We start from the raw sequence: 21729 nt of genomic DNA on the forward strand, positions 1-21729 counted from the left end.
CCTCAGGCTTCCTTGAAGCGGTAGCCGACGCCGTAGAGCGTCTCGATCATCTCGAACTCGTTGTCGACGACCTTGAACTTCTTGCGCAGCCGCTTGATGTGGCTGTCGATGGTGCGGTCGTCGACATAGACCTGGTCGTCATAGGCGGCGTCCATCAGCGCGTTGCGGCTCTTCACCACGCCGGGCCGGGTCGCGAGCGCCTGCAGGATCAGGAATTCGGTGACGGTCAGCGTCACCGGCTCATTTTTCCAGGTGCAGGTGTGCCGTTCAGGATCCATGCGCAGCAGGCCGCGGTCGAGCGCCTTGGCGTCGTTCTCCTTCGGCGTGACGGTCGGATCCTTCGGCGCCGAGCGGCGCAGCACCGCCTTGACGCGCTCGACCAGCAGGCGCTGCGAGAACGGTTTGCGGATGAAGTCGTCGGCGCCCATCTTGAGGCCGAACAGCTCGTCGATCTCTTCGTCCTTGGAGGTCAGGAAGATCACCGGGAGATCGGATTTCTGCCGCAGCCGGCGCAACGTCTCCATGCCGTCCATGCGCGGCATCTTGATGTCGAGGATGGCAAGATCGGGCTGGGTGGTGCGGAAACCGTCGAGCGCGGAGGCGCCGTCGGTATAGGTCATGATGCGGTAGCCTTCGGCCTCCAGCGCGATCGAGACGGATGTGAGAATGTTGCGGTCGTCGTCGACCAAAGCGATTGTGGGCATGAGCCTCTGCTTTCTGCTTTCCGTTTGGGTCGTGGCTTGAAAACGGCGAGCAATCCACTGATGCGCCGCATACATGGGTGCCGATGTTGGCATTCGAACCTTGTCACCGAGCAATGCAAGCTAGGCTGAAGTGTGACCAAGTTCCACGAAACACGGCAGATTCGCCGCATCTCGACCCATATCCGGGCCCCGGTTTACCCGAAAAAAGGCCCTCCATGCAACCACCTGACCCGAGAAAGCCGATGCAACCGACCTCCGATTTCGACCCCGGAAAGCTCGCCAAATCGCTGCTGCGGCGGTCACGGCAGGGGGCCCTGGCGACATTGATGGCCGGCAGCGGCGATCCCTATTGTTCCCTGGTCAATCTGGCGAGCCATCCGGATGGCTCCCCGATCCTGCTGATCTCGGGATTGGCCGTGCACACCAGGAACATCCTGGCCGACAGCCGGGTGTCCCTGATGCTCGATGAGCGGGCGGCGGGCGATCCGCTGGAAGGTGCCCGAATCATGCTGTCCGGCCATGCCGAGCCGGCCGATGCGGACAAGGATCTGCTCCGGCGACGGTATCTCAATGCTCATCCCTCAGCGGAAGCCTTTGTTTCGTTTAAGGATTTTTCTTTCTTTCGGATCCGACCTACGGGAACCCATCTGGTCGCCGGCTTCGGCCGGATCGTCGATCTCAAGCCGGAGCAATTCCTGACGGACCTCACGGGGGCCGAGGACTTGCTGGCGGCGGAGCAGGGCGCGGTCGAGCACATGAATGCCGACCACCGCGAGGCCATGGGCCTCTATGCAACAAAACTGCTGGGCGCTGCCGCGGGCGACTGGCGCTGCACCGGCTGCGATCCGGAGGGCCTCGACATGCAGGACGGCCAGACCGCCTTGCGGCTGGACTTCCCGGAGCGGGTTACTGATGGCACCTTGCTGCGCAAGATGCTGGTTCGCCTCGCCGGCGAAGCGCGCACCAGGATGGACCAGAGCGCAAAAGATTGAACGCTGCTGCCCATCGCCGCGACCCAAGACCATAATTGGTCAGAAGGCGGCGGCGAGAGCGTCATGGCAGAATGGAATAGACTGACGCTGGTTGCGGGTTTGACGCTCGCGATCACCGCATCGTTTGTCACGCCCAGCCTTGCCCAGACAAGCCTTGCTCAGAAAGGTCTCGCCGCGGAGGGCGAGCGGATCAACGCACTCATGAGCGCCGGCAGATATTCGGAAGCACTGCCGCTGGCGCAAGGCATGGTCGCGAGCCTGGAGAAGAGCGACACCGGTCGCGACCTCGCCGCCGCGCTGAACAACCTCGGCCAGGTTCATGCCGGTCAGGGCCACGACGATCTGGCGGAGCCGCTCTACAAGCGCGCCATCATGCTGATGGAAAAGTCGCTCGGTCTCGAAACCCCGTTGATTGGAGCCGAACTGAGCAATCTCGCCGCGCTTTACCAGCGGCAGAGCCGCTACGCCGAGGCCGAGCCGCTGTTCAGGCGAGCGCTCGCCGTTCGCGAGAAGGGGCTGTCGCGCGAGCATCCCGATGTCGGGCAGTCGCTCAATAATCTCGCCACGCTCTATGTGAAGCAGCAGCACTATGCAGACGCCGAACCGTTGTTTCAGCGGGCGCTCGCGATCTATCAGAAGGCCGGCGGCCCCGAGCATCCGGCGGTGGCGACGGTCCTGAACAATCTCGGCCAGGTCTATCGCGATCTCAACCGCGATGCCGACGCGGAAGCGCCGATCAAGCGCTCGCTCGCGATCCGCGAGAAGGTGCTGGGACCGGATCATCCCGACGTCGCCCGCTCGCTGAACAATCTCGCAGGCCTCTACGAGCACCAGCAGCGCTACGGCGACGCCGAGCCGCTCTATCGCCGCGCGCTGCTCATCCGCGAACGCGCGCTTGGGCCTGATCATCCCGAGGTCATGACCTCGACCAGCAATCTCGCTTATTTCCTCTACGTGGCCGGGCGCACCGCGGACGCATTGCCGTTCGCGGAAAGGACGCTTCGGGGCGATCGCGCCCAGTTGCGCGTCGTGTTGCCGGTCCTGTTTGCCGCACGCCAACAAGATCTGCTGCCCGGCGACAAGGCGCTGGACGAGGCCCTCGCCGCGATCCAGCGCGGCACACAATCCTCCGCCGCATCCGCCGTGAACAAGCTCGCGGTTCGGCTTGCCGCCGGCAGCGACCGGCTCGCCGAGCTGGTTCGCCGGGACCAGGATCTTGCGGCTGAATCCGAGGCACTCGACAAGGCGATCGTCACCGCAGTGTCGAAGCAATCCGCGCAGCGCGATCTCGCAACCGAGCAGCGCAGCCGCGCGCGGATTGCAACGATTGCCAACGAGCGTGCGGGCTTGCAGAAGACGCTCGCGGTCGAGTTTCCCGACTACGCGTCGCTCTCCAATCCCCAGCCGTTGACGGCAAAGGACATCCAGCTGCTGCTATCAGCCGACGAAGCGATGGTGCTCTACTCCGTCGTCGACAAGCAGAGCTATGTCATCGCGATCACGCGCGAGGGCGTCGACTGGATGGCCATCCCACTCGGCGCGGATGCGCTGACGCAGAAGGTGACGGCATTCCGCAAGGGACTCGACGTCGGCAAGGCGCGCGATGCCTCCGGCAAATCCGGATTGTTCGATCTCGCGCTCGCCAACGAACTCCATGTCGCGCTGCTCGGTCCGGTCGAGGCGTTGACAAAGGACAAGCGCAGCCTGCTGGTGGTGCCGTCGGCTGCGCTGACCGCATTACCGTTTCATCTGCTCGTCACCGAGAAGCCGCAGGCTGCGATCCCCGACACGCTCGAAGGCTATCGCAGCGCTGCCTGGCTGCTGCGGCGTCAGGCCGTCTCGGTGCTGCCGTCGGTGGTCAGTCTGAAATCGTTGCGGGCCTTTGCGCGTCGGACCAAAGCGTGAAGCCGATGACCGGCTTCGGCGATCCCGTGTTCAATCCTGCACTGGAAGCGCCCGCCGAGCGGCGCGCCGCGAACGGCAAGGTCGCCGCGCGCAGCATCGCGACCATTGCCTATAGCGATTTCTGGCGCGGTGCCGGCGTCGATCGCGCGCGGCTTGCGCAGGCGTTGCCGCAACTGCCCGACACCGCCGACGAGTTGAACGCGGTGGCCAGGGATGTCGGCGCTGCCGAGGCCGATATTCATCTCGGCCGCGACGCCAGCGAGACGACGCTCAAGCGTGCAGCGCTTGCTCAATACGGCATCATCTACTTTGCCACCCACGGCCTCGTTGCCGGCGACATCAAGGGACTGGGTGAGCCCTCGCTCGCGCTCTCCATTCCCGATCAGCCGACAGAGCTCGACGACGGTCTCCTCACTGCAAGTGAAGTCGCTCAGCTCAAGCTCAATGCGGATTGGGTTGTGCTGTCGGCCTGCAATACCATTGCAGGCGACAAGCCGGGCGCCGAGGCTCTGTCGGGACTGGCGCGCTCGTTCTTCTACGCCGGTGCGCGCGCACTCCTGGTCTCGCATTGGGCCGTGGATTCGGAAGCTGCCACCCGCCTGACCACGATGACTTTCGAGCTGCTCAAAAACGAACCAAAAATGGGGCGTGCCGAAGCCTTGCGCCGCGCGATGTTAACCTACGTTGACGACACCTCGTCACCGCGCAACGCCTATCCTGCGATGTGGGGGCCCTTCGCGCTCATCGGCGAAGGCGCGGTAAGATAGGGTGGGCTTGGAATTTTCGCTGCGACTGTCTTCGGAATTGTGCGTCGCAACAACCTTGGGAAACGCCGAAGCGCGCATTTGGTTGCGCGATCATTGTCGATTTTTTGACGCACCTGCTCAGAGCTGACATGCGCGACGTTTGGCGCGGTCCTTGAATAAACCAAATCCTAAGGGATCAGCTTGGCAACGCCTGCGTTCATCAGTATTAGGTCGTTCCAACCGAGGCCGAACGGCCTGTAATCACGGTGACCGCGGCGGCGCCAAGCATGATCGCGCTGAGTGGGTTCTAGGAGGATTTTTCGTGCAAGAGACGGGCGTGCGCAACGGTGCCTTCGGCGCCGACAAATTCGGCTTAAAGAATCTCAAGCAGGTTCACTGGAACCTCGGTGCGCCGCAACTCTATCAATACTCGCTCTCCGCGGGCGAGGCGGTGCTGTCGGCCGATGGCGCTCTCTGCGCCGACACAGGCGAGTTCACCGGCCGCAGCCCCAAGGACAAATTCACGGTGCGTGATGCCACCACCGACAAGAAGATGTGGTGGGCCGGCAACCAGTCGATCACCGCAGAGCAGTTCGAGACGCTCTACCAGGACTTCCTCAAGCACGCCGAAGGCAAGTCGCTGTTCGCGCAGGACCTCTATGGCGGCGCCGATCCGGCTTATCGCATCAGGACCCGCGTCTTCACCGAGCTCGCCTGGCACTCGCTGTTCATCCGCACGCTGCTGATCCGTCCCGAGGCGGTCGAGTTGTCGAGCTTCATGCCAGAACTCACCATCATCGACATGCCGAGCTTCCGCGCCGATCCGAAGCGCCATGGCTGCAAGTCGGAGAACGTCGTCGCGATCGATTTCGCCCGCAAGATCGTGCTGATCGGCGGGTCTTATTACGCCGGCGAGATGAAGAAGTCGGTCTTCACCACGCTGAACTACTATTTGCCAGAGCGCGGCGTGATGCCGATGCATTGCTCGGCCAATGTCGGCGCCAAAGGCGACGCCGCGATCTTCTTCGGCCTGTCCGGCACCGGCAAGACCACGCTGTCAGCCGATCCGAACCGCACGCTGATCGGCGATGACGAGCACGGCTGGGGCCCGAACGGCGTCTTCAATTTCGAAGGCGGCTGCTATGCCAAGTGCATCAAGCTGTCGCAGGAAGCCGAGCCCGAGATCTACGCCGCCTCGACCCGCTTCGGCGCAGTGCTCGAGAACTGCGTGCTCGACGAAGACACCCGCGTGGTCGATTTCGACGACGGCTCAAAGACCGAGAACACGCGCTCGGCCTATCCGCTCGAATTCATCCCGAACGCCTCGCGCACCGGTCGCGCGCCGCAGCCGAAGAACGTGGTGATGCTCGCCGCCGACGCCTTCGGCGTGCTGCCGCCGATCGCCAAGCTCTCGCCGGCGCAGGCGATGTATCACTTCCTGTCGGGCTACACGGCGAAGGTCGCGGGCACCGAGCGCGGTCTCGGCAATGAGCCGCAGCCGGAATTCTCGACCTGCTTCGGTTCGCCCTTCCTGCCGCTCGACCCCAGCGTCTACGGCAACATGCTGCGCGACCTGATCGCCCAGCACAATGTCGACTGCTGGTTGGTCAACACGGGGTGGACCGGCGGCAAATACGGCACCGGCTCGCGCATGCCGATCAAGGTGACGCGCGCGCTGCTCACCGCTGCGCTCGACGGCTCGCTTCGCAACGTCCAATTCCGCACCGACAAATATTTCGGCTTCGCGGTCCCGACCGCGCTGCCGGGTGTGCCGAGCGAGATCCTCAATCCGGTCAACACCTGGAAGGACAAGGACGAGTTCGACAAGACCGCCCGCGCGCTGGTCGGGATGTTCCAGAAGAATTTTGCCAAGTTCGAAGCCCAGGTCGACGCCGAAGTCCGCGCCGCTGCACCGGACGTGAAGCTCGCGGCGGAGTAAGATCGCCGCGCTTGAAATCGAAAGGGCGGCCGCGAGGCCGCCCTTTTTTATCTTTCCTTCTCCCCTTGCGGGAGAAGGTGGCGCGAAGCGCCGGATGAGGGGTTCTCTCCGCGCGTTCAACCGCAAGAGAAGCGCTCGCGGAGAGAACCCCTCACCCGTCTCGTCGCTCCGCGACGAGCCACCCTCTCCCGCAGGGGGAGAGGGGAAGCAGCTACGCCTTGAAATACGCGATCTGCGTGCTCGTCGCGAGCAACCTTCCGTTCGGCGACCACAGCTCGGCGTTCTGGTCGGCGTAGCTCTTGTGCATGATCTTGGAATCTGCGGTCGCCAGCACGCGGGTGATGTCCTCGGCCGCGAGCTCTTCGCTGTCGGTGTGGAAATACGTCGTCAGCGACACCGTGCCGAACGGCACCAGCTCGCGCCGCGCATGGAAGATGCGGCCGAAGAAGGCGTCCGACATCGACATCAGCGACGGCATGTCGAGCTTGCGCGGCTCGCGATCACTGATCCAGAGCTTTGAGTAAGTGCTGGCGAGCTCGGCCCGCGGCGGGCCGATCCGCATCTCGCCCTCGACGAAGCGGAATTCATACTGGTTGGCCCAGGACGCCGCGATCTTCGGGAACGGCATCGTCTGTTCGAACGGCTTTGCATCGGGATATTGCGCCACCCTGTGCTCCCAGGACGGCCGGCGTTCGGCGAATACGGCGGTGGCGAGCGTTGCGACCTCGCTGCCGCCTTGCGACAGTTCGACGCTCCAGTGCTGGCTGGAGCGGTTGGCCTTCACCAGCCGCACGTCGAGATCGAACGGTCCCTTCGCGATCGGCGCGCAGTAATTCACGGTGAGCGCCAGCGGATCGCCGGCACGTTCCGGATGCTCGATCAGCGCACGCAAAATGGTCGCAGCAGTGGCGCCGCCGAACGGGCCGACAAAGGCCCAATAGTCGTCGCTGGTGTGTCCCTGCCAGCTCGAGTCACCGGCGGTGACGCGGGTGGCGTCGTCGAAAGGGTGCGGGAGCTTGGCGTGCATCGTTTGATCCGGCGTTCAATGACGGACGTCATATCACGTCCGCCGCCGGCTTGTGCAATTACCTCGCGGGTAACCGATTTCACGCAGCGGAAAATCAGCCCGCGACGTCGCGCAGGGTCGGCAGCAGCGGTGTGGTCGGATTCACCGGCACGTTCCAGATCTCCTCGGCGTATTCGCGGATGGTGCGGTCGGAGGAGAACCATGCCATGCGCGCGACGTTGAGGATCGAGGCGCGGGTCCAGGCCGGCGCCACCTGCCAACGCGCATCGACGCTGCGCTGCGCCTCGTAATAGGAATCGAAGTCCGCGCTGACCATGTAATGGTCGAGATAACGCAGCGCGTGCGCGATCGATTCGAAGCGGCCGGGATCGCCGGGCGAGAACTCGCCGGCGCCGATCGCGTTGATGGCGCGCTGGAGCTTTGGCGAATTGCGGATCACGTCGGAAGCGTCCAGCCCCTGCTTGCGCCGGATCATGACGTCGCCGGCTTCCATGCCGAAGATCGCGATGTTCTCCGCGCCGACATGGTCGCGGATCTCGATGTTGGCGCCGTCGAGCGTGCCGATGGTGAGGGCGCCGTTCAGCGACAGCTTCATGTTGCCGGTGCCGGAGGCTTCCATGCCGGCCGTCGAGATCTGCTCGGACAGGTCGGCGGCGGGAATGATCACCTCGGCAAGGCTGACATTGTAGTCGGGCAGGAAGACGACCTTGAGCTTGCCGCCGATCGCGGGATCGTTGTTGACGGCTTCCGCAACGTCGTTGATCAGCTTGATGATCAGCTTGGCGTAACGGTAGCTCGCCGCAGCCTTGCCCGCAAAGATCTTCACCCGCGGCACCCAATTGCCGTTGGGATCGTCCTTGATCGCCTGGTACAGCGCGACGGTCTCGATGACGTTCAGGAGCTGGCGCTTGTATTCGTGGATGCGCTTGATCTGCACGTCGAACAGCGCGGTCGGATCGACCTTGATGCCGAGCCGCTCGCCGATCAGGCGCGCCAGCGCGGTCTTGTTGTGATGTTTGACGGCGCGGAACTTCTTCTGGAATTCGACGTCGCTGGCGCGGGCCTCGATCAGGCTGAGCTGCGTCGGATCGTCGAGCACGGCATCGCCGCAGGTCTCGCGCAACAGATCGGTCAGCTTCGGGTTCGCCAGCATCAGCCAGCGGCGGAAGGTGATGCCGTTGGTCTTGTTGGTGATGCGACCGGGATAGAGATGGTTGAGGTCGTGGAACACGGTCTCGCGCATCAGGTCTGAATGCATCGCGGAGACGCCGTTGATGCGGTGCGAGCCGACGAAGGCGAGCTGGCCCATGCGCACGCGCCGCCCGCTCCTCTCGTCGATCAGCGAGACCGAGGCGCGGAAGTCGATGTCGCCGGGGGCGCGCGCCTCTGCGAGCGCGAGATGCTGCACGTTGATGCGGTAGATGATCTCGAGATGCCGCGGCAACAGCCGTTCGAACAGCTCGACCGGCCAGGTCTCCAGCGCTTCGGGCAGCAGCGTGTGGTTGGTGTAGGACAGCGTGGCGACCGTGATCTTCCAGGCCTCGTCCCAACGGAAATTGTGGTCGTCGATCAGGATCCGCATCAGCTCGGTGACGGCGAGGCTCGGATGGGTGTCGTTGAGCTGCACCGCGACCTTGCTCGACAGGCTGCGGAGTTGGCCGTCCGACGTAAGATGCCGCTTGATTAGGTCCTGCAGCGAAGCCGAGACGAAGAAATATTCCTGGCGCAGGCGCAGCTCGCGGCCCGCCGGGCTCTCGTCGTTCGGATAGAGGAATTTACAAATGGCTTCCGCGCGCGACTGCTCGGCGCTGGCGCTGACATAGTCGCCGGTGTTGAAGGCGTCGAGCTTCAACGGATCGGGCGAACGTGCCGACCACAGCCGCAGCGCGTTGACGTGCTGGCCGCGCCAGCCGACGATCGGCGTGTCATAGGCCATCGCCTGCACGGTCTCGGACGGATGCCAGATCGCGCGATCCCGGCCCTTGTCTTCGACGTGCTCGACACCGCCGCCGAAGCGAATGTCATAGATCACTTCGGGCCGCTGCAATTCCCAGGGGTTGCCGAAGCCGAGCCATTCGTCCGGGTATTCCTGCTGCCAGCCCTGATTGATGATCTGGCGGAACAGGCCGTAATCATAACGGATGCCGTAGCCGATCGCGGGGATCGACAGCGTCGCCATGCTTTCCATGAAGCAGGCGGCGAGACGGCCCAGGCCGCCGTTGCCGAGCGCCGCGTCCGGCTCGCATTTGCGCAGCTCAGGCAAGGAGACGCCGAGATCGCCGAGCGCGACCTCGAAGATCTTCAGCAGCCCCATATTGTTCAGCGCGTCGCTGAAGAGGCGGCCGATCAGGAATTCGAGCGAGAGATAGTAGACGCGCTTGCGTCCCGCATCGTAGCTGTGCTTCTCGGCCGTGAGCCAGCGATGCACGATGCGGTCGCGCAGCGCCAGCGCGGCGGCCTGGTACCAGTCGTGCTTGGTCGCCATGCCCGCATCCTTGCCGATGGCAAGGCGCAGCTTCGCCAGAATCGCGCCCTTGATCTCAGCCAGCGCGAGCTCGTCGATGGGCTGGTTGGCGGCGGGAAAATTGGGCTGGAACGATGAATCTTGCAAAGTCGTCACTTCCTGGTCGCGAGAACACTACTGACCCTACGCATCTTGCCTCTGTACCGGAACCATTGCTGGTGCGACCGTGCACTGCGCTGGCGTAAAATTATGCAAGGAACGGGCCGATTTGGGAACCCGGACGCATACGGGGAAACGTGGATTTGGTGCTAGAATGGCGGCCAATTCAGCCATCAGTGTGGAGGAGACATCCATGAAAGCTCTGATGAGACCTGTGACGCGACGGCTGATCGAAATCGCAGCGGCCATCTTTCTCGTCGTCTGCATCACCGCCTCCAGCGCCGCCTTCGCCGCCGGCAAGATCGGCCGCAGCGTCGACGGCCTGAGCTGCGCCGTCACACTCCCGCAAAACGCATCCCCCGCCGCCCGCTGCGCCGCCATCAAGCGCCAATGCGGCGGCAAGTTTTATGCGAGCGCGTGCGGGGATAAGCTGATGTCGGCGGCGAATTGAGGAGGGCCTCGCGACAAAATTGGCGTCGTCCTGGCGAAAGCCAGGACCCATTACCCCGACTGTGAGATGAGGCCCGACCGGTCATTCCAATCGGGATTTTCTTCTTCGATCAGTTTGATCTTCCAATCCCGCTTCCAGAATTTGAGCTGCTTCTCGCGCGCGATCGCCTCCTGCGGAGTTGCGAAGGCTTCGACATGAACGAGGCCGAATATCTTGTATTTGTGCACGAACTTCGAGCCGCGACCCGAACGATGTAGCTCAAGCCGCGCGCGGATGTCATTGGTCACGCCGGTAGATCGTGCCGTGGTGGCGGCTCGCCAAGATGTAGACGTAGTAGCTGCTTGCGCTCATGGCCTCAGCTCGCAAGGGCAACGCTGACCGGGGTAATGGGTCCTGGCTTTCGCCAGGACGACGCTCTCCAACAATCGCGCCTAGCGTCAGAACAAATTAAGAACACTTTAGCAAGTCTTTGATATATCATTGTGATTCGGCGCGTTGCCGACACAATATCTAGCGTCCGCCAGACTTCGCGAGGACTACATGTCCACCATTGCCTTCGACCAGTTTGCCCTCACCAGGATCGCCGATTTCGCGCGCTCGCTGTCGCGGCTGCATCAGGCGGCGCGGCGCTACGCGGTCGATGACGACCAGTTCGACCGCGAGTTCAATGCGGTGTGCCAGTCGATCTGGGGCTACACCATCGACGACGTCAGCGACGATCTGTTTTCTGCCGAGGACCATCTGTTCCTCGACACGCTGGACGAAGCGCAAGCGCGCATCTTCGCCGCCGAGCAGGGTTATGACCTCGTCGACGATCAGGGCATGCTCACCGACTGGTGGGGGTTTTGCTGGATGATCCTGGCCGAGAAGCGCGGCCTGCTCACGGCAGACAACCGCGCCGCCGCGCGCGCGGCGATCGAGGAGAAATATCTGGCGGCGCCGAACGTGATCGGCGTGATCATCGGACGTTGACGGTCTCAACCCTCATCCTGAGGAGCTTGCGCAGCAAGCGTCTCGAAGGATGAAGGCCGAGCCGTAGCAGCCGGGCCTTCATGGTTCGAGACGCGCGTTCCGCGCTCCTCACCATGAGGATTTCAGTCCAGCCCCGCCCGCTTCGCTGGCTTTTGCGTTTTCGGCACCGTCACGTCGGGCAGCGTCTCGCGCACGATCTCCGTGGCGGGGCCATCCGCCGCCACCGTGTCGGCGCGCACCGGCGCCACCTTCATCTCGCCGAGCCGTGCGCGGACCTGCGCGGTGAGACCGGGATAGGAGGCGACCGGCGTGAAGTCCGCGGCCTGGTCGTTGCCGACGCGAATGCCGGTATAGGCGACGAGGCCGTCGCTGGTGGCGATCACGTCGCCGGGTTTTAGCGACGAATCCAGCGCCAGATCGACCGGAGCAAGTCCGACCGGCTCGCGGCCGTTGCAGGTGCAGTCGGCGCGCAGCGCCTTGCGATAGGCGAACGCGTTCTCGCTATCGGCGTAGCGCTCGCCGGTCTGCGACGCGGCGCCGTCGATCGAGGAGCCGAAATAGATCTTTGTCGCGCTCGCAGGACAGAAGGCCTGACACATCTGCGCGGGCGAGGTGAGACCGCGCATCAGCGGAAAATATTTGCCGTCGCAGCTGCGCACGCAGAACGCCGGTCCCGAGCCGCCGGCTGCGGCCGAACGTGTCGGCGGCACGTATTGCGGGGATGCGGCATTCTGCTGGCCAGTGAAGGGATCGGCGTAGGAGCTCGCCTGCTGCGGCACCTCACGCTGCGGCCGCTGCTGCTGCTGCATTCCGCCGAAGAAGAATTCGAACAGGCCTTCGGCCGAAACCGGCGCCGGAGCCGCGAGCAGCGGTGCTGCCAGTGTCGCGGCGACGAGCATCGCGCGACGCCGCCGGCGCGCATGGGACATGACTGTACGCAAACGCTTACTCCACCCGACGCTACCGAACCGGCCGGGACCATCAGGCCCAGCACATGATTCACCATAGAGCGGGATGGTAAATGAGCGGTTGAGGGGGGAGCGGTGTCGCCGGACGGGGTGGACCTCGTCATGGCCGGGCTTGTCCCGGCCATCCACGATCTCTGGTGCGGCAAAGACGTGGATGCCCGGGTACGACGGCGGAGAAAGTCTAGCCGCTCAAGCCTTCAAGAACTCCGACGCCTTGTACAGCGAGCGGAATGGCAGCCCGGCCGCGCCAAAAGTGTCGTCGGCGCCTTCCTCGCGGTCGACCATGGTCAGCACCAGCACCACCTCGGCGCCGGTCTCGCGCACCGCTTCCACTGCCTTCATCGCCGAGCCGCCGGTGGTGGTGACATCCTCGACTATCACGACGCGCTTGCCCTCCAGCGTCTCGCCCCTGGGCAGCCCCTCGATCGCGAGCTTGGCGCCGTGCTCCTTCGGCTTCTTGCGCACGAAGAACGCCGCGATCGGATGGCCCTTGATCCAGGAAATCTGCGCCAGCGCGCCGGCCAGCGGCACCGCGCCCATCTCGAGCCCGCCGATGAAATCGAGATTGTCGTCCTTCAGCGCCTCATAGGTCAGCTCGGCCAGCAGGGTCGCGCCCTCCGGGTCCAACATGGTCGGCTTGAGGTTGAAGTAGAAGTCGCTCTTGCGGCCCGACGCGAGCGTCACCTCGCCGCGGCCGAAGGAGCGCCGGCGGATGATCTCGAACAGGCGGGCGCGGGAGGCTGATTTAGACACGGCGGGCCCTCGGGAGCATTTTTGGAAGTGGCGGAATTTATCCGCGACGGCCCCGACATTCCAGAGGGGGCTTCCCCCGTCAACAGGGATCGGCCATCCCGGCCCGCCGGTTGTGGGGGTGCAACCTTCTGGAGTAGGTGGATGCCGGATATCTCGGGCAAGAAAACCGGCAAGAAGGCTGGGCAAGGACACGCGAAAATGACCATCGAGCTGCACACCTGGAATACGCCGAATGGCCGCAAGATCTCGGTCGCGCTGGAGGAGATGGGGCTGCCCTACAGGGTGATCCCGGTGAATATCAGCAAGGGCGAACAGATGGCGCCGCAGTTCCTGAAGCTCTCGCCCAACAACAAGATCCCCGCGATCCTCGATCCTGATGGCCCGGACGGCAAGCCCGTCAGCATCTTCGAGTCGGGCGCGATCCTGCTTTATCTCGGCGAGAAGACCGGCAAATTCCTGCCGAAATCGCTTTCAGGCCGCATCCCCGTCTATGAATGGCTGATGTGGCAGATGGGCGGTTTCGGGCCGATGCCGGGCCAGGTGCACCATTTCATCGCGCTCGAGAACGAGCAGGACCGCGCCTACGGCCTCAAGCGCTACATGGCGGAGACGCGACGGCTCTACGGCGTCCTCGATCGCCGGCTAGAGGCCCGCGATTTCGTCGCCGGCGAGCTCTCGGTTGCCGATTTTGCCATCCTGGGCTGGGCCTGGCGTCACCCTCGCCACAAGGTTGACCTGGCCGACTTCCCCCACGTGAAGCGCTGGTACGAGGCCCTGATGGCACGCCCGGCGGTGAAGCGGGGCATGGAGGCGAAGCTGGATTGAACTGACGGTGTCATCGCCCGCGAAGGCGGGCGATCCAGTATTCCAGAGGCGGTGGTGATTTACCGAGAGGCCGCGGCGTACTGGATGCCCCGCCTTCGCGGGGCATGACAGCGTTGCGCCTCACACCTTCCGCGCTTCCACCGCCATCCGCACCGCAAGCCCGGCCAGCACCGTGCCCATCAGCCAGCGCTGGACCAGCATCCAGCTTGGCCGGCTTGCGAGAAACAGCGCGATCGATCCGGCCGCGAGCGCGATCATCGCATTCACGCTGACACTGATCGCGATCTGGATCGCGCCGAGCACCACCGACTGCGCCAGCACGCTGCCGGCGGTGGGATCGATGAACTGCGGCAGCAGCGCGAGATAAAGCATCGCGATCTTCGGGTTGAGCAGATTGGTGACGAACCCCATTGCGAACAATTTGCGCGGGCTGTCGATCGCAAGCTGCTTCACCTGGAACGGCGAGCGACCGCCCGGCTTCACCGCCTGCCAGGCCAGCCACAACAGATAACCGGCGCCGGCAAAGCGCAGCGCGTCGTAGGCGAAGGGAACGGCGAGCAGCAGCGCCGTGATGCCGAACGCCGCGCACAGCATGTAGAACACGAAGCCGAGCGCCACGCCGCCGAGCGAAACGATGCCCGCTGCCGGCCCTTGCGTGATCGAACGCGAGATCAGGTAGATCATGTTCGGCCCCGGCGTGAGCACGAGGCCGAGGCAGACGAGGGCGAAGCCGAGCAGGGCGGAGGTGTGGGGCATGGCTGAACCGGTGCGGGAGACGGCACGGTTCTAATATGGGTGGCGCGGTCGGGCCATCGCGCAATTGCACGGAGGACAATTCAACCCGACCGGCCGGTGGTGAACGCGAACCAGACCGCTATCGCGACCAGTGCCAGGGCGAACAAGCGCCGCACCACGTTGCGGTTGTTCGCGACGTCGATGGTCGATTGCAGCGAGCCCGCCAGCGCGACGATCGCCGCATGGATCAGCGTGGCGATTGTCACGTAGATGACGCTGAGCATCAGCGTCTGCCGGACCACGGAGCCGGCATCGGCGCGCACGAACTCCGGCAACACCGCCACGTAGAACATCGCGGCTTTCGGGTTGAGCAGGTTGGTGATCAGGCCGCGCCGGAACGCCGGCCACGGCCGCGCGTCGGCACCGACCGTCCTGCCCGGCGAAGCGTCCTCCTTGCCCGACCACGCGTCCCAGGCAAGCCACAGCAGATAGGCGACGCCACCCCATCGCAGCAGGCCATAAAGCCACGGCGAATGGTCGATCGCCGCGGCGAGGCCGAAGGCCGCGATCACGCCATAAGTCATCAGCCCGAGCGCGATGCCGGCCACCGCGGCAAAGCCCGTGCGCATGCCGCGCGAGAGCGACAGCGCGGCGAGATAGGTCATGTTGGGACCGGGCGTGATCTCGATGACGAGCGCCGTCAGCGCGAAGGCGAGCAGCGGGCTGAGATCACTCACGCAGTTCGCCTCTGGACTCGATCACGGTGACGGATCAGTGCGCCTCGTCCCAATTGTTCGCCGCGCGTGCATCGACATGCAAAGGCACCGAGAGCAGCACGGCCGGGAACGGCGCGTCCTGCATCACGTGCTGCACGACGGGGAGCGTGGCCTCGACCTCCGCGTCGGGCACCTCGAAGATCAATTCGTCATGCACCTGGAGCAGCATCTGCGCCGACAGCTTCTTCTCGGCCAGCGCAGCCTCCATCCGCGTCATGGCACGGCGGATGATGTCGGCGGCGGTGCCCTGGAGCCGGGCGTTGATCGCGGCGCGCTCGTTGAAGGCGCGCACCGAGGCGTTCGAGGCCTTGATGTCGGGATAGTACATCTTCCGTCCGAACAGCGTGGTGACGTAGCCGTGGCTGCGGCAAAAGTCGCGCGTCTCGTCCATGTAGGCGCGGATGCCGGGGAAGCGCTCGAAGTACTTCTTGATGTAGGCGGAGGCTTCCTCGCGCGCGATGCCGAGCTGGTTGGCGAGGCCGAATGCCGAAATGCCGTAGATGATGCCGAAATTGATCGCCTTGGCGCGGCGCCGGATTTCGCTCGGCATGCCCTTGATCGGCACGCCGAACATTTCCGATGCCGTCATGGCGTGAATGTCGAGGCCGTCGCGGAACGCCTGCTGCAGCACGGGAATGTCCGCGATCTCGGCGAGCAGCCGCAGCTCGATCTGCGAATAGTCGGCGGAGACCAGCTTGTGCCCTGGCGTCGCGATGAAGGCGCGCCGGATCTTGCGTCCGTCCTCGGTGCGCACCGGAATGTTCTGCAAATTCGGCTCGTTCGACGACAGCCGGCCCGTCGTGGTCGCGGCCAGCGCGTAGGTCGTGTGGACGCGGTGGGTCTGGGGATTCACGTAGGTCGGCAGTGCGTCGGTGTAGGTCGATTTCAGCTTGGAGACCTGGCGCCACTCCAGAATTTTCTTCGGGAGGTCGTGGCCCTGCTCGGCGAGCTCGTCGAGCACCTGCGCGGTGGTGGACCATGCGCCGGTCTTGGTCTTGGTGCCGCCGGACAGTCCCATCTTGCCGAACAGGATGTCGCCGATCTGCTTCGGGCTGCCGACATTGACGGGCTCGCCCGCGATCTGCTGGATCTCGGCCTCGACGCGCGACGCGGTCTGGGCGAAATCGCCGGAGAGACGCGACAGCACCTGGCGGTCGATCGAGATGCCGCGCCGCTCCATGCGTGCGAGCACTGCGACCAACGGGCGTTCCAGCGTCTCGTAGACCGTGGTCATGTGCTCGGCGACGAGGCGCGGCTTCAGCACGCGCCAGACCCGCAAGGTCACGTCGGCGCCCTCCGCCGACAGCGACGCGGCCTTGTCGATCGGCACCTGGTCGAACGTGATCTTGCCCTTGCCGCTGCCGAGCAGCTCGTTTTCCTTGAGCATGGCGTGACCGAACCAGCGCTCGGACAGCTGCTCCAGCGCATGCGAGCCGCGGCCGGCATCGAGCACGTACGAGATCAGCTGCGCATCGTCGGTGTTGCGCAGTGTGATGCCGTGCTGCGCCAGCATCACCGCGGTGAATTTGACGTCGAAGCCGATCTTGAGAATGCCTGACGATTCCAGCACCGGCCGCAACGCCTCGACCGCCTCGGCATGCTTGACCTGATCGGGCGCGAGGCCCGCGTCGAACAGGCCGGCACCGCCACCGGACTGCTTGTGCGCCAGCGGCACGTAGCAGGCCTCGTTCGGCGCCAGCGCCAGCGCGATGCCGCAGAGATCGGCCTGCATCGGGTCGATCGAGTTTGCCCGGATCTCGACCGCGACATGGCCGGCATCATGGATGCGCGCGATGAAGGCGTTCAGTTCCGCGAGGCTCTTGATCGCCTGGTACTTGCTGCGGTCAACCGGGAGCTTGCGCAAAGCCTCTTCGCGCGCGGCGGCGAGAGAAATCGGCGCGCCCTTCGGGCTCGCGGCCTTGTCCTCCTTGGTCGCCGATGCGTTGCGTTGGCCCACTGGCGCTTGCGGCGGCGCGCCGGTTCCCGGGGCTGGCACGACGTCCGAAGGCGGCAGCGGCGAGAACACGCTGGCGCCGCTGGAATAGCCTGGATCGGCATCGACGTTGGCCGGATCGATCTGCGAGAACTCGGCGACGCGGCGCGTCAGCGTGGAAAATTCCATCGCCTTCAGGAACGCGATCAGCTTGCGCGCATCGGGCTCGTGGACGGCGAGATCGTCCAGCGGGACTTCGAGGTCGACCTTGTCGTCGAGCAATACGAGCTGCCGCGAGATGCGCGCCTTCTCGGCGTGCTCGATCAGCGCCTCGCGCCGCTTCGGCTGCTTGATTTCGGTGGCGCGGAACAGCAGCTGCTCGAGATCGCCATATTCGACGATCAACTGCGCCGCGGTCTTGATGCCGATGCCGGGCACGCCCGGAACGTTGTCGGTGGAATCGCCGGCCAGTGCCTGCACTTCCACCACCTTCTCCGGCGGCACGCCAAACTTCTCGATCACCTCGGGGATGCCGATGCGGCGGTCCTTCATGGTGTCGTACATGGTGACGCAATCGGTGACGAGCTGCATCAGGTCCTTGTCGGAGGACACGATCGTCGCGCTCGCGCCGCGCTCGCAGGCCTGCCGCACATAGGTCGCAATCAGATCGTCGGCCTCGAAGCCGACCTGTTCCAGGCAAGGCAGGTCGAAGGCGCGTACCGCTTCGCGGATCAGCGAAAATTGCGGGATCAGATCGTCCGGCGCCGGCGCCCGGTGCGCCTTGTACTCAGGATAGATCTTGTTGCGGAAGGTGATTTCCGACTTGTCGAAAATGATCGCCAGATGCGTCGGCCGGTTGTCCTCGGGCATCTCGCGCAACAGCTTCCACAGCATGTTGCAGAAGCCGAGCACGGCATTGACCTGCAAGCCGTCGGACTTGCGGTTCATCGGCGGCAGCGCGTGATAGGCGCGGAAGATGTAGCCGGAACCGTCGACCAGGAAAACATGGTCGCCCTTGCCGGCGGCCTTGGCGGCGACGGGCTTGGCAGCAGCTGTCGCTGCAGCGGGCTTGGTTTCGGCGGCCTTGGGCGCGGCAGCCTTGGTGTCAGCTTGGGCGGTGGTCTTTGGGGAGCTCTTGGGCATGGCCGCAATGTATGAATTTTTGCGGGATTTGACAGCCTCGGGAGGTGGATTTTTGGCTTGCGGATGCCGCTATCCCCACTGTCATTTCCCGCATCCCCCGCTGTCATTCCCCGCGAAGGCGGGGAATCGAGTATGCTGCGGCTTATCCGTATACGACTGCTGCCTCTGGAATACTGGATCCCCGCCTTCGCGGGGATGACAACAGAGCATCACTCCGCCGCCTGCAATCGCGCCTCTGTCTTCTTCGGCGCGATGCAGAACGCATCGGGCCGCTCGAACAGGAAATTGCCGCCAAGCCGCAGAGCGATCTGCCAGATCGCGAGCGAGCCGATCACGCCAACGATGGTCACGATCAGCGACACCGCACCGATGTCGGGAATGATGCCCGTGCGCAAGAGCAGCGTCCGTGTCGCCGCCATCGGCAGGAAGAAGGCGAGATAGATCACGATCGAATGCTCGCCGCAGAAGCGGAAGACATTCAGCCATTGCGCGCGCGCGAGCAGCGTGCCCATCGTGATGATGGCGCAGGCCCCGGCGAAGCCGAGCACGAGCGATACGATTTTCCATTCGCTGGCCCCGAGCGCAACGAGGCCGGCATTGACCAGCGCCCATGTCGCGAGCGCTGCCAGCGCCCATGCAGGATGATTGCGCGCGCGGTCCGACAGCGCGAACACGAAGGGCGCGAACAGATAGCCCGAATAGAAATAGACGAAACGCGCGCAGAACTCGTCGATCGCGGTCCAGCCGGTTGCGACACGTGCCGTCTCCAGTGCGGCCGCGATGAGCCAGATCGCGGGCGACGGGACTCGCCGTGTCAGTTTTGTGACGACGAAGAAGATCGGCAGGAGGTAGATGAACCATAGCGTGCCGAACGGCTCGACGAAGGATTCCAGATACAGCAAGCCGGCGTCGCGCCAGCTCGTTTCCGCCGCGAATGCGGGGGCCTTGAAGCCGAACTGGATTGTCACCCAGACGACATAGAAATAGGCGAAATGCACCACCTTGCGGTCGAGATAGGTTCGCCAGTCCCGGTCGATCACCAGTGGCAGGAACAGGCCCGAAATCAGGAAGAAATCCGGCATCCGGAACGGCTTTGCGAAGGCGACCAAAACATGCATGAAACCGGTCTCACCGGCAGCAAGCTCGACCCCGAGCACCGAATGCATCATCACGACCATGACGATGCAGATGCCTTTGGCGTAATCGACCCAATCGACACGCGCAGCAGCCGGGGCCTTGAGTCCCCCGCTCGCGGCGATTGTGCCTGATGGTGCCATGGTGTCTCTTTTTGAGGCGTGTTCCGCCAGGATCTGCGTGAACGCGGGGCAGTTTGCCGCCTTGCGGCTTACGATTTCTTTACCGGTACAAGTGCTGTGCCGTTTTTTGTACGCGGGCTGTTCCCTCACCCCGGGAAAATGCTAAACCGCCTTGGAATAGGGGTTTTGTTAACCAAGCCAAACAGGGTTTTTCATGCGCATTGCTATGATCGGCACGGGCTATGTGGGACTGGTGTCCGGGGCCTGCTTTGCGGATTTCGGTCACGACGTCATCTGCGTCGACAAGGACGAGAAGAAGATCGCGGCCCTTCATCGCGGCGAGATCCCGATCTACGAGCCCGGGCTTGACGAACTGGTCGCGACGAATGTGAAGGCCAAGCGGCTGGAGTTCACCACCGATTTGTCCAGGCCGGTCGCGGATGCCGATGCTGTCTTCATCGCGGTCGGCACGCCGTCGCGCCGCGGTGACGGCCACGCCGATCTGTCCTACGTTTATGCCGCCGCGAAAGAGATCGCGCAGTCGCTGTCCGGCTTCACCGTCGTCGTGACCAAATCGACTGTCCCGGTCGGCACCGGCGACGAGGTCGAGCGCATCATCCGCGAGACCAATCCCAAGGCCGACGTGGTCGTCGCCTCGAATCCCGAATTCCTGCGCGAGGGCGCGGCGATCCGCGACTTCAAATTCCCCGACCGCATCGTCGTCGGCACCTCCGACGAGCGCGGCCGCAAGGTGATGAGCGACATCTACCGTCCGCTGTCGCTGAATCAGGCGCCGCTGATGTTCACGGAACGCCGCACCGCCGAGATGATCAAATACGCCGCCAACGCGTTCCTCGCGACCAAGATCACCTTCATCAACGAGATCGCCGACCTCTCTGAAAAAGCCGGCGCCAACGTGCAGGAGGTCGCGCGCGGCATTGGCCTGGACAACCGCATCGGCACCAAATTCCTGCATGCCGGTCCGGGCTTCGGCGGCTCGTGCTTTCCGAAGGACACCAAGGCGCTGATCAAGATCGCGCAGGACTACGACGTGAGCCTTCGCATCGTCGAGTCCGTGCTGGCGGTCAACGAGAACCGTAAGCGCGCGATGGCGCGAAAAGTGAGCCAGGCGCTCGGCGGCTCGCTGCGCGGCAAGACCATCGCCGTGCTCGGCCTCACCTTCAAGCCCGACACCGACGACATGCGCGATGCGCCGTCGATCCCGCTGGTGACCGGCCTGATCGACATGGGCGCGAAGGTGAAGGCCTTCGATCCCGTCGGCATGGAGCAGGCGAAGAGCGAGCTGCCCAGCATCACCTATTGCGAGGACGCCTATTCCTGCGCGGAAGGCGCCGATGCGATCGTGATCGTTACCGAATGGGTGCAGTTCCGGGCGCTCGACCTCGACCGGCTGAAGGCGACCATGGCCCAGCCCGTCATCGTCGATCTGCGCAACATCTACCGCCCCGAGGAGATGGCTGCGGCCGGTTTCGTCTATGAGAGCATTGGACGACCGCCGGTGCAGGGCTGATAGCCACATATGATTGTCATACCCCGCGAAGGCGGGGTATCCAGCAATCCGCGATCTTCGTAATAGCCGGGATCCGAGTTTACTGGATCACCCGCACCAGTGCGCAAGTGCGCACAAGGCGGGTGATGACGGAAGCGAGATATTTGCCCCGCAGTTTCGACACGCCCCTCCCGATCGATGCCGTGCTCGACGACCTCTCGCGCACGCTGGAGGCGCATAATGCCGCCGTGCTGGTGGCGCCCCCGGGCGCCGGCAAGACAACGCGCGTGCCCCTGGCGCTGCTCGATGCCCCCTGGGCCAAAGGCAAGAAGATCATCGTGCTGGAGCCGCGGCGCATCGCGGCGCGCGCCCGCGCCCCCCGCCAGGCCCAATCCCGCGGCGGCCGCGCGGGGGGGACTGGGGGCGGTCGCCGCCGCGTCGGGGGGCAGGTCGCGCGCGGGCCCCGCCGGC

15 protein-coding genes and 3 pseudogenes are annotated in these 21729 nt (G+C 64.3%); 8 read left to right on the forward strand and 10 right to left on the reverse strand.

All coding sequences use genetic code 11. From position 1 onward, the window contains the following. Nucleotides 1–2: 2 nt before the first annotated feature. Nucleotides 3–704, reverse strand: coding sequence for a response regulator transcription factor (locus AC0L3K_RS32530; protein WP_007597749.1), 702 nt, complete (start codon nt 702–704; stop codon nt 3–5). Nucleotides 705–946: 242 nt separating this feature from the next. On the opposite strand from AC0L3K_RS32530, the gene AC0L3K_RS32535 reads away from it, so the two are divergent. The 3 genes and pseudogenes from AC0L3K_RS32535 (at nt 947) to AC0L3K_RS32545 (ending at nt 6286) form a co-directional block, all read left to right on the forward strand. Continuing rightward, complete coding sequence (locus AC0L3K_RS32535) at nt 947–1696, forward strand: HugZ family pyridoxamine 5'-phosphate oxidase (protein ID WP_354200023.1); 750 nt, start codon at nt 947–949, stop codon at nt 1694–1696. Nucleotides 1697–1759: 63 nt separating this feature from the next. Then, a pseudogene (locus tag AC0L3K_RS32540) lies at nt 1760–4368 on the forward strand (CHAT domain-containing protein). Between the two features lie 301 nt (nt 4369–4669). After that, nucleotides 4670–6286, forward strand: a complete 1617-nt coding sequence (locus AC0L3K_RS32545; RefSeq protein WP_354200021.1) for a phosphoenolpyruvate carboxykinase — start codon at nt 4670–4672, stop codon at nt 6284–6286. Between the two features lie 211 nt (nt 6287–6497). Here the strand turns inward: AC0L3K_RS32545 and AC0L3K_RS32550 are convergent, their stop codons facing one another. Both AC0L3K_RS32550 and AC0L3K_RS32555 read right to left on the reverse strand, forming a co-directional pair. Then, entirely contained in the window at nt 6498–7313 is an 816-nt protein-coding gene (locus AC0L3K_RS32550) for an acyl-CoA thioesterase (RefSeq protein ID WP_007597740.1), read from the reverse strand. 94 nt (nt 7314–7407) lie between these two features. Further along, nucleotides 7408–9924 (reverse strand): glycogen/starch/alpha-glucan phosphorylase, encoded by a 2517-nt coding sequence (locus AC0L3K_RS32555; protein WP_473367578.1) that lies wholly within the window; start codon nt 9922–9924, stop codon nt 7408–7410. A 205-nt stretch (nt 9925–10129) separates the two neighbouring features. Between AC0L3K_RS32555 and AC0L3K_RS32560 the strand changes: the two genes are divergently transcribed. Further along, the gene (locus tag AC0L3K_RS32560) at nt 10130–10387 is read left to right on the forward strand and encodes a hypothetical protein (protein WP_354200376.1); all 258 of its coding nucleotides are present in this window, start codon (nt 10130–10132) and stop codon (nt 10385–10387) included. A gap of 50 nt (nt 10388–10437) precedes the next feature. Here AC0L3K_RS32560 and AC0L3K_RS32565 read toward each other — a convergent pair. Continuing rightward, nucleotides 10438–10738: pseudogene (locus tag AC0L3K_RS32565) on the reverse strand (GIY-YIG nuclease family protein). 189 nt (nt 10739–10927) lie between these two features. Here AC0L3K_RS32565 and AC0L3K_RS32570 point away from each other — a divergent pair. After that, nucleotides 10928–11359, forward strand: a complete 432-nt coding sequence (locus tag AC0L3K_RS32570) for a hypothetical protein (RefSeq protein ID WP_007597734.1) — start codon at nt 10928–10930, stop codon at nt 11357–11359. 122 nt (nt 11360–11481) lie between these two features. Here the strand turns inward: AC0L3K_RS32570 and AC0L3K_RS32575 are convergent, their stop codons facing one another. Both AC0L3K_RS32575 and pyrE read right to left on the reverse strand, forming a co-directional pair. Then, entirely contained in the window at nt 11482–12258 is a 777-nt protein-coding gene (locus AC0L3K_RS32575) for a DUF2865 domain-containing protein (RefSeq protein WP_354200375.1), read from the reverse strand. 258 nt (nt 12259–12516) lie between these two features. Continuing rightward, nucleotides 12517–13080: an orotate phosphoribosyltransferase gene (pyrE, locus tag AC0L3K_RS32580; protein ID WP_007597730.1), complete on the reverse strand. Its 564-nt coding sequence runs from the start codon at nt 13078–13080 to the stop codon at nt 12517–12519. A gap of 198 nt (nt 13081–13278) precedes the next feature. Here pyrE and AC0L3K_RS32585 point away from each other — a divergent pair, with 198 nt between their 5' ends. Next, nucleotides 13279–13905, forward strand: a complete 627-nt coding sequence (locus tag AC0L3K_RS32585) for a glutathione S-transferase family protein (RefSeq protein WP_035995324.1) — start codon at nt 13279–13281, stop codon at nt 13903–13905. A gap of 120 nt (nt 13906–14025) precedes the next feature. Here the strand turns inward: AC0L3K_RS32585 and AC0L3K_RS32590 are convergent, their stop codons facing one another. The 4 genes from AC0L3K_RS32590 to AC0L3K_RS32605 form a co-directional block, all read right to left on the reverse strand. Continuing rightward, nucleotides 14026–14661 (reverse strand): LysE family translocator, encoded by a 636-nt coding sequence (locus tag AC0L3K_RS32590; protein WP_007597728.1) that lies wholly within the window; start codon nt 14659–14661, stop codon nt 14026–14028. 80 nt (nt 14662–14741) lie between these two features. Beyond that, nucleotides 14742–15377, reverse strand: coding sequence for a LysE family translocator (locus tag AC0L3K_RS32595; RefSeq protein WP_007597727.1), 636 nt, complete (start codon nt 15375–15377; stop codon nt 14742–14744). A 34-nt stretch (nt 15378–15411) separates the two neighbouring features. Beyond that, nucleotides 15412–18492 (reverse strand): DNA polymerase I, encoded by a 3081-nt coding sequence (gene polA, locus AC0L3K_RS32600; protein ID WP_354200020.1) that lies wholly within the window; start codon nt 18490–18492, stop codon nt 15412–15414. A gap of 209 nt (nt 18493–18701) precedes the next feature. Then, a complete protein-coding gene (locus AC0L3K_RS32605; protein WP_219682999.1) occupies nt 18702–19769 on the reverse strand; it encodes an acyltransferase family protein in 1068 nt (355 codons plus the stop codon). A 193-nt stretch (nt 19770–19962) separates the two neighbouring features. Here AC0L3K_RS32605 and AC0L3K_RS32610 point away from each other — a divergent pair, with 193 nt between their 5' ends. Both AC0L3K_RS32610 and AC0L3K_RS32615 read left to right on the forward strand, forming a co-directional pair. Next, the gene (locus AC0L3K_RS32610) at nt 19963–21279 is read left to right on the forward strand and encodes a UDP-glucose dehydrogenase family protein (protein ID WP_354200018.1); all 1317 of its coding nucleotides are present in this window, start codon (nt 19963–19965) and stop codon (nt 21277–21279) included. A 143-nt stretch (nt 21280–21422) separates the two neighbouring features. Next, nucleotides 21423–21729, forward strand: a pseudogene (locus AC0L3K_RS32615) (ATP-dependent helicase HrpB); the annotation flags it as partial.

The organism is Bradyrhizobium sp. MI1.10, from assembly GCF_055811035.1.

Excerpts from the sequence above, each read along its gene's own strand:
- AC0L3K_RS32585 (WP_035995324.1), top strand. The coding sequence starts at position 13,279 with ATGACCATCGAGCTGCACACCTGGAATACGCCGAATGGCCGCAAGATC.
- AC0L3K_RS32570 (WP_007597734.1), top strand. The coding sequence starts at position 10,928 with ATGTCCACCATTGCCTTCGACCAGTTTGCCCTCACCAGGATCGCCGAT.
- AC0L3K_RS32560 (WP_354200376.1), top strand. The coding sequence starts at position 10,130 with ATGAAAGCTCTGATGAGACCTGTGACGCGACGGCTGATCGAAATCGCA.
- polA (WP_354200020.1), bottom strand. The coding sequence starts at position 18,492 with ATGCCCAAGAGCTCCCCAAAGACCACCGCCCAAGCTGACACCAAGGCT.
- AC0L3K_RS32535 (WP_354200023.1), top strand. The coding sequence starts at position 947 with ATGCAACCGACCTCCGATTTCGACCCCGGAAAGCTCGCCAAATCGCTG.
- AC0L3K_RS32550 (WP_007597740.1), bottom strand. The coding sequence starts at position 7,313 with ATGCACGCCAAGCTCCCGCACCCTTTCGACGACGCCACCCGCGTCACC.
- AC0L3K_RS32610 (WP_354200018.1), top strand. The coding sequence starts at position 19,963 with ATGCGCATTGCTATGATCGGCACGGGCTATGTGGGACTGGTGTCCGGG.
- AC0L3K_RS32575 (WP_354200375.1), bottom strand. The coding sequence starts at position 12,258 with ATGCTCGTCGCCGCGACACTGGCAGCACCGCTGCTCGCGGCTCCGGCG.
- AC0L3K_RS32530 (WP_007597749.1), bottom strand. The coding sequence starts at position 704 with ATGCCCACAATCGCTTTGGTCGACGACGACCGCAACATTCTCACATCC.
- AC0L3K_RS32605 (WP_219682999.1), bottom strand. The coding sequence starts at position 19,769 with ATGGCACCATCAGGCACAATCGCCGCGAGCGGGGGACTCAAGGCCCCG.
- AC0L3K_RS32590 (WP_007597728.1), bottom strand. The coding sequence starts at position 14,661 with ATGCCCCACACCTCCGCCCTGCTCGGCTTCGCCCTCGTCTGCCTCGGC.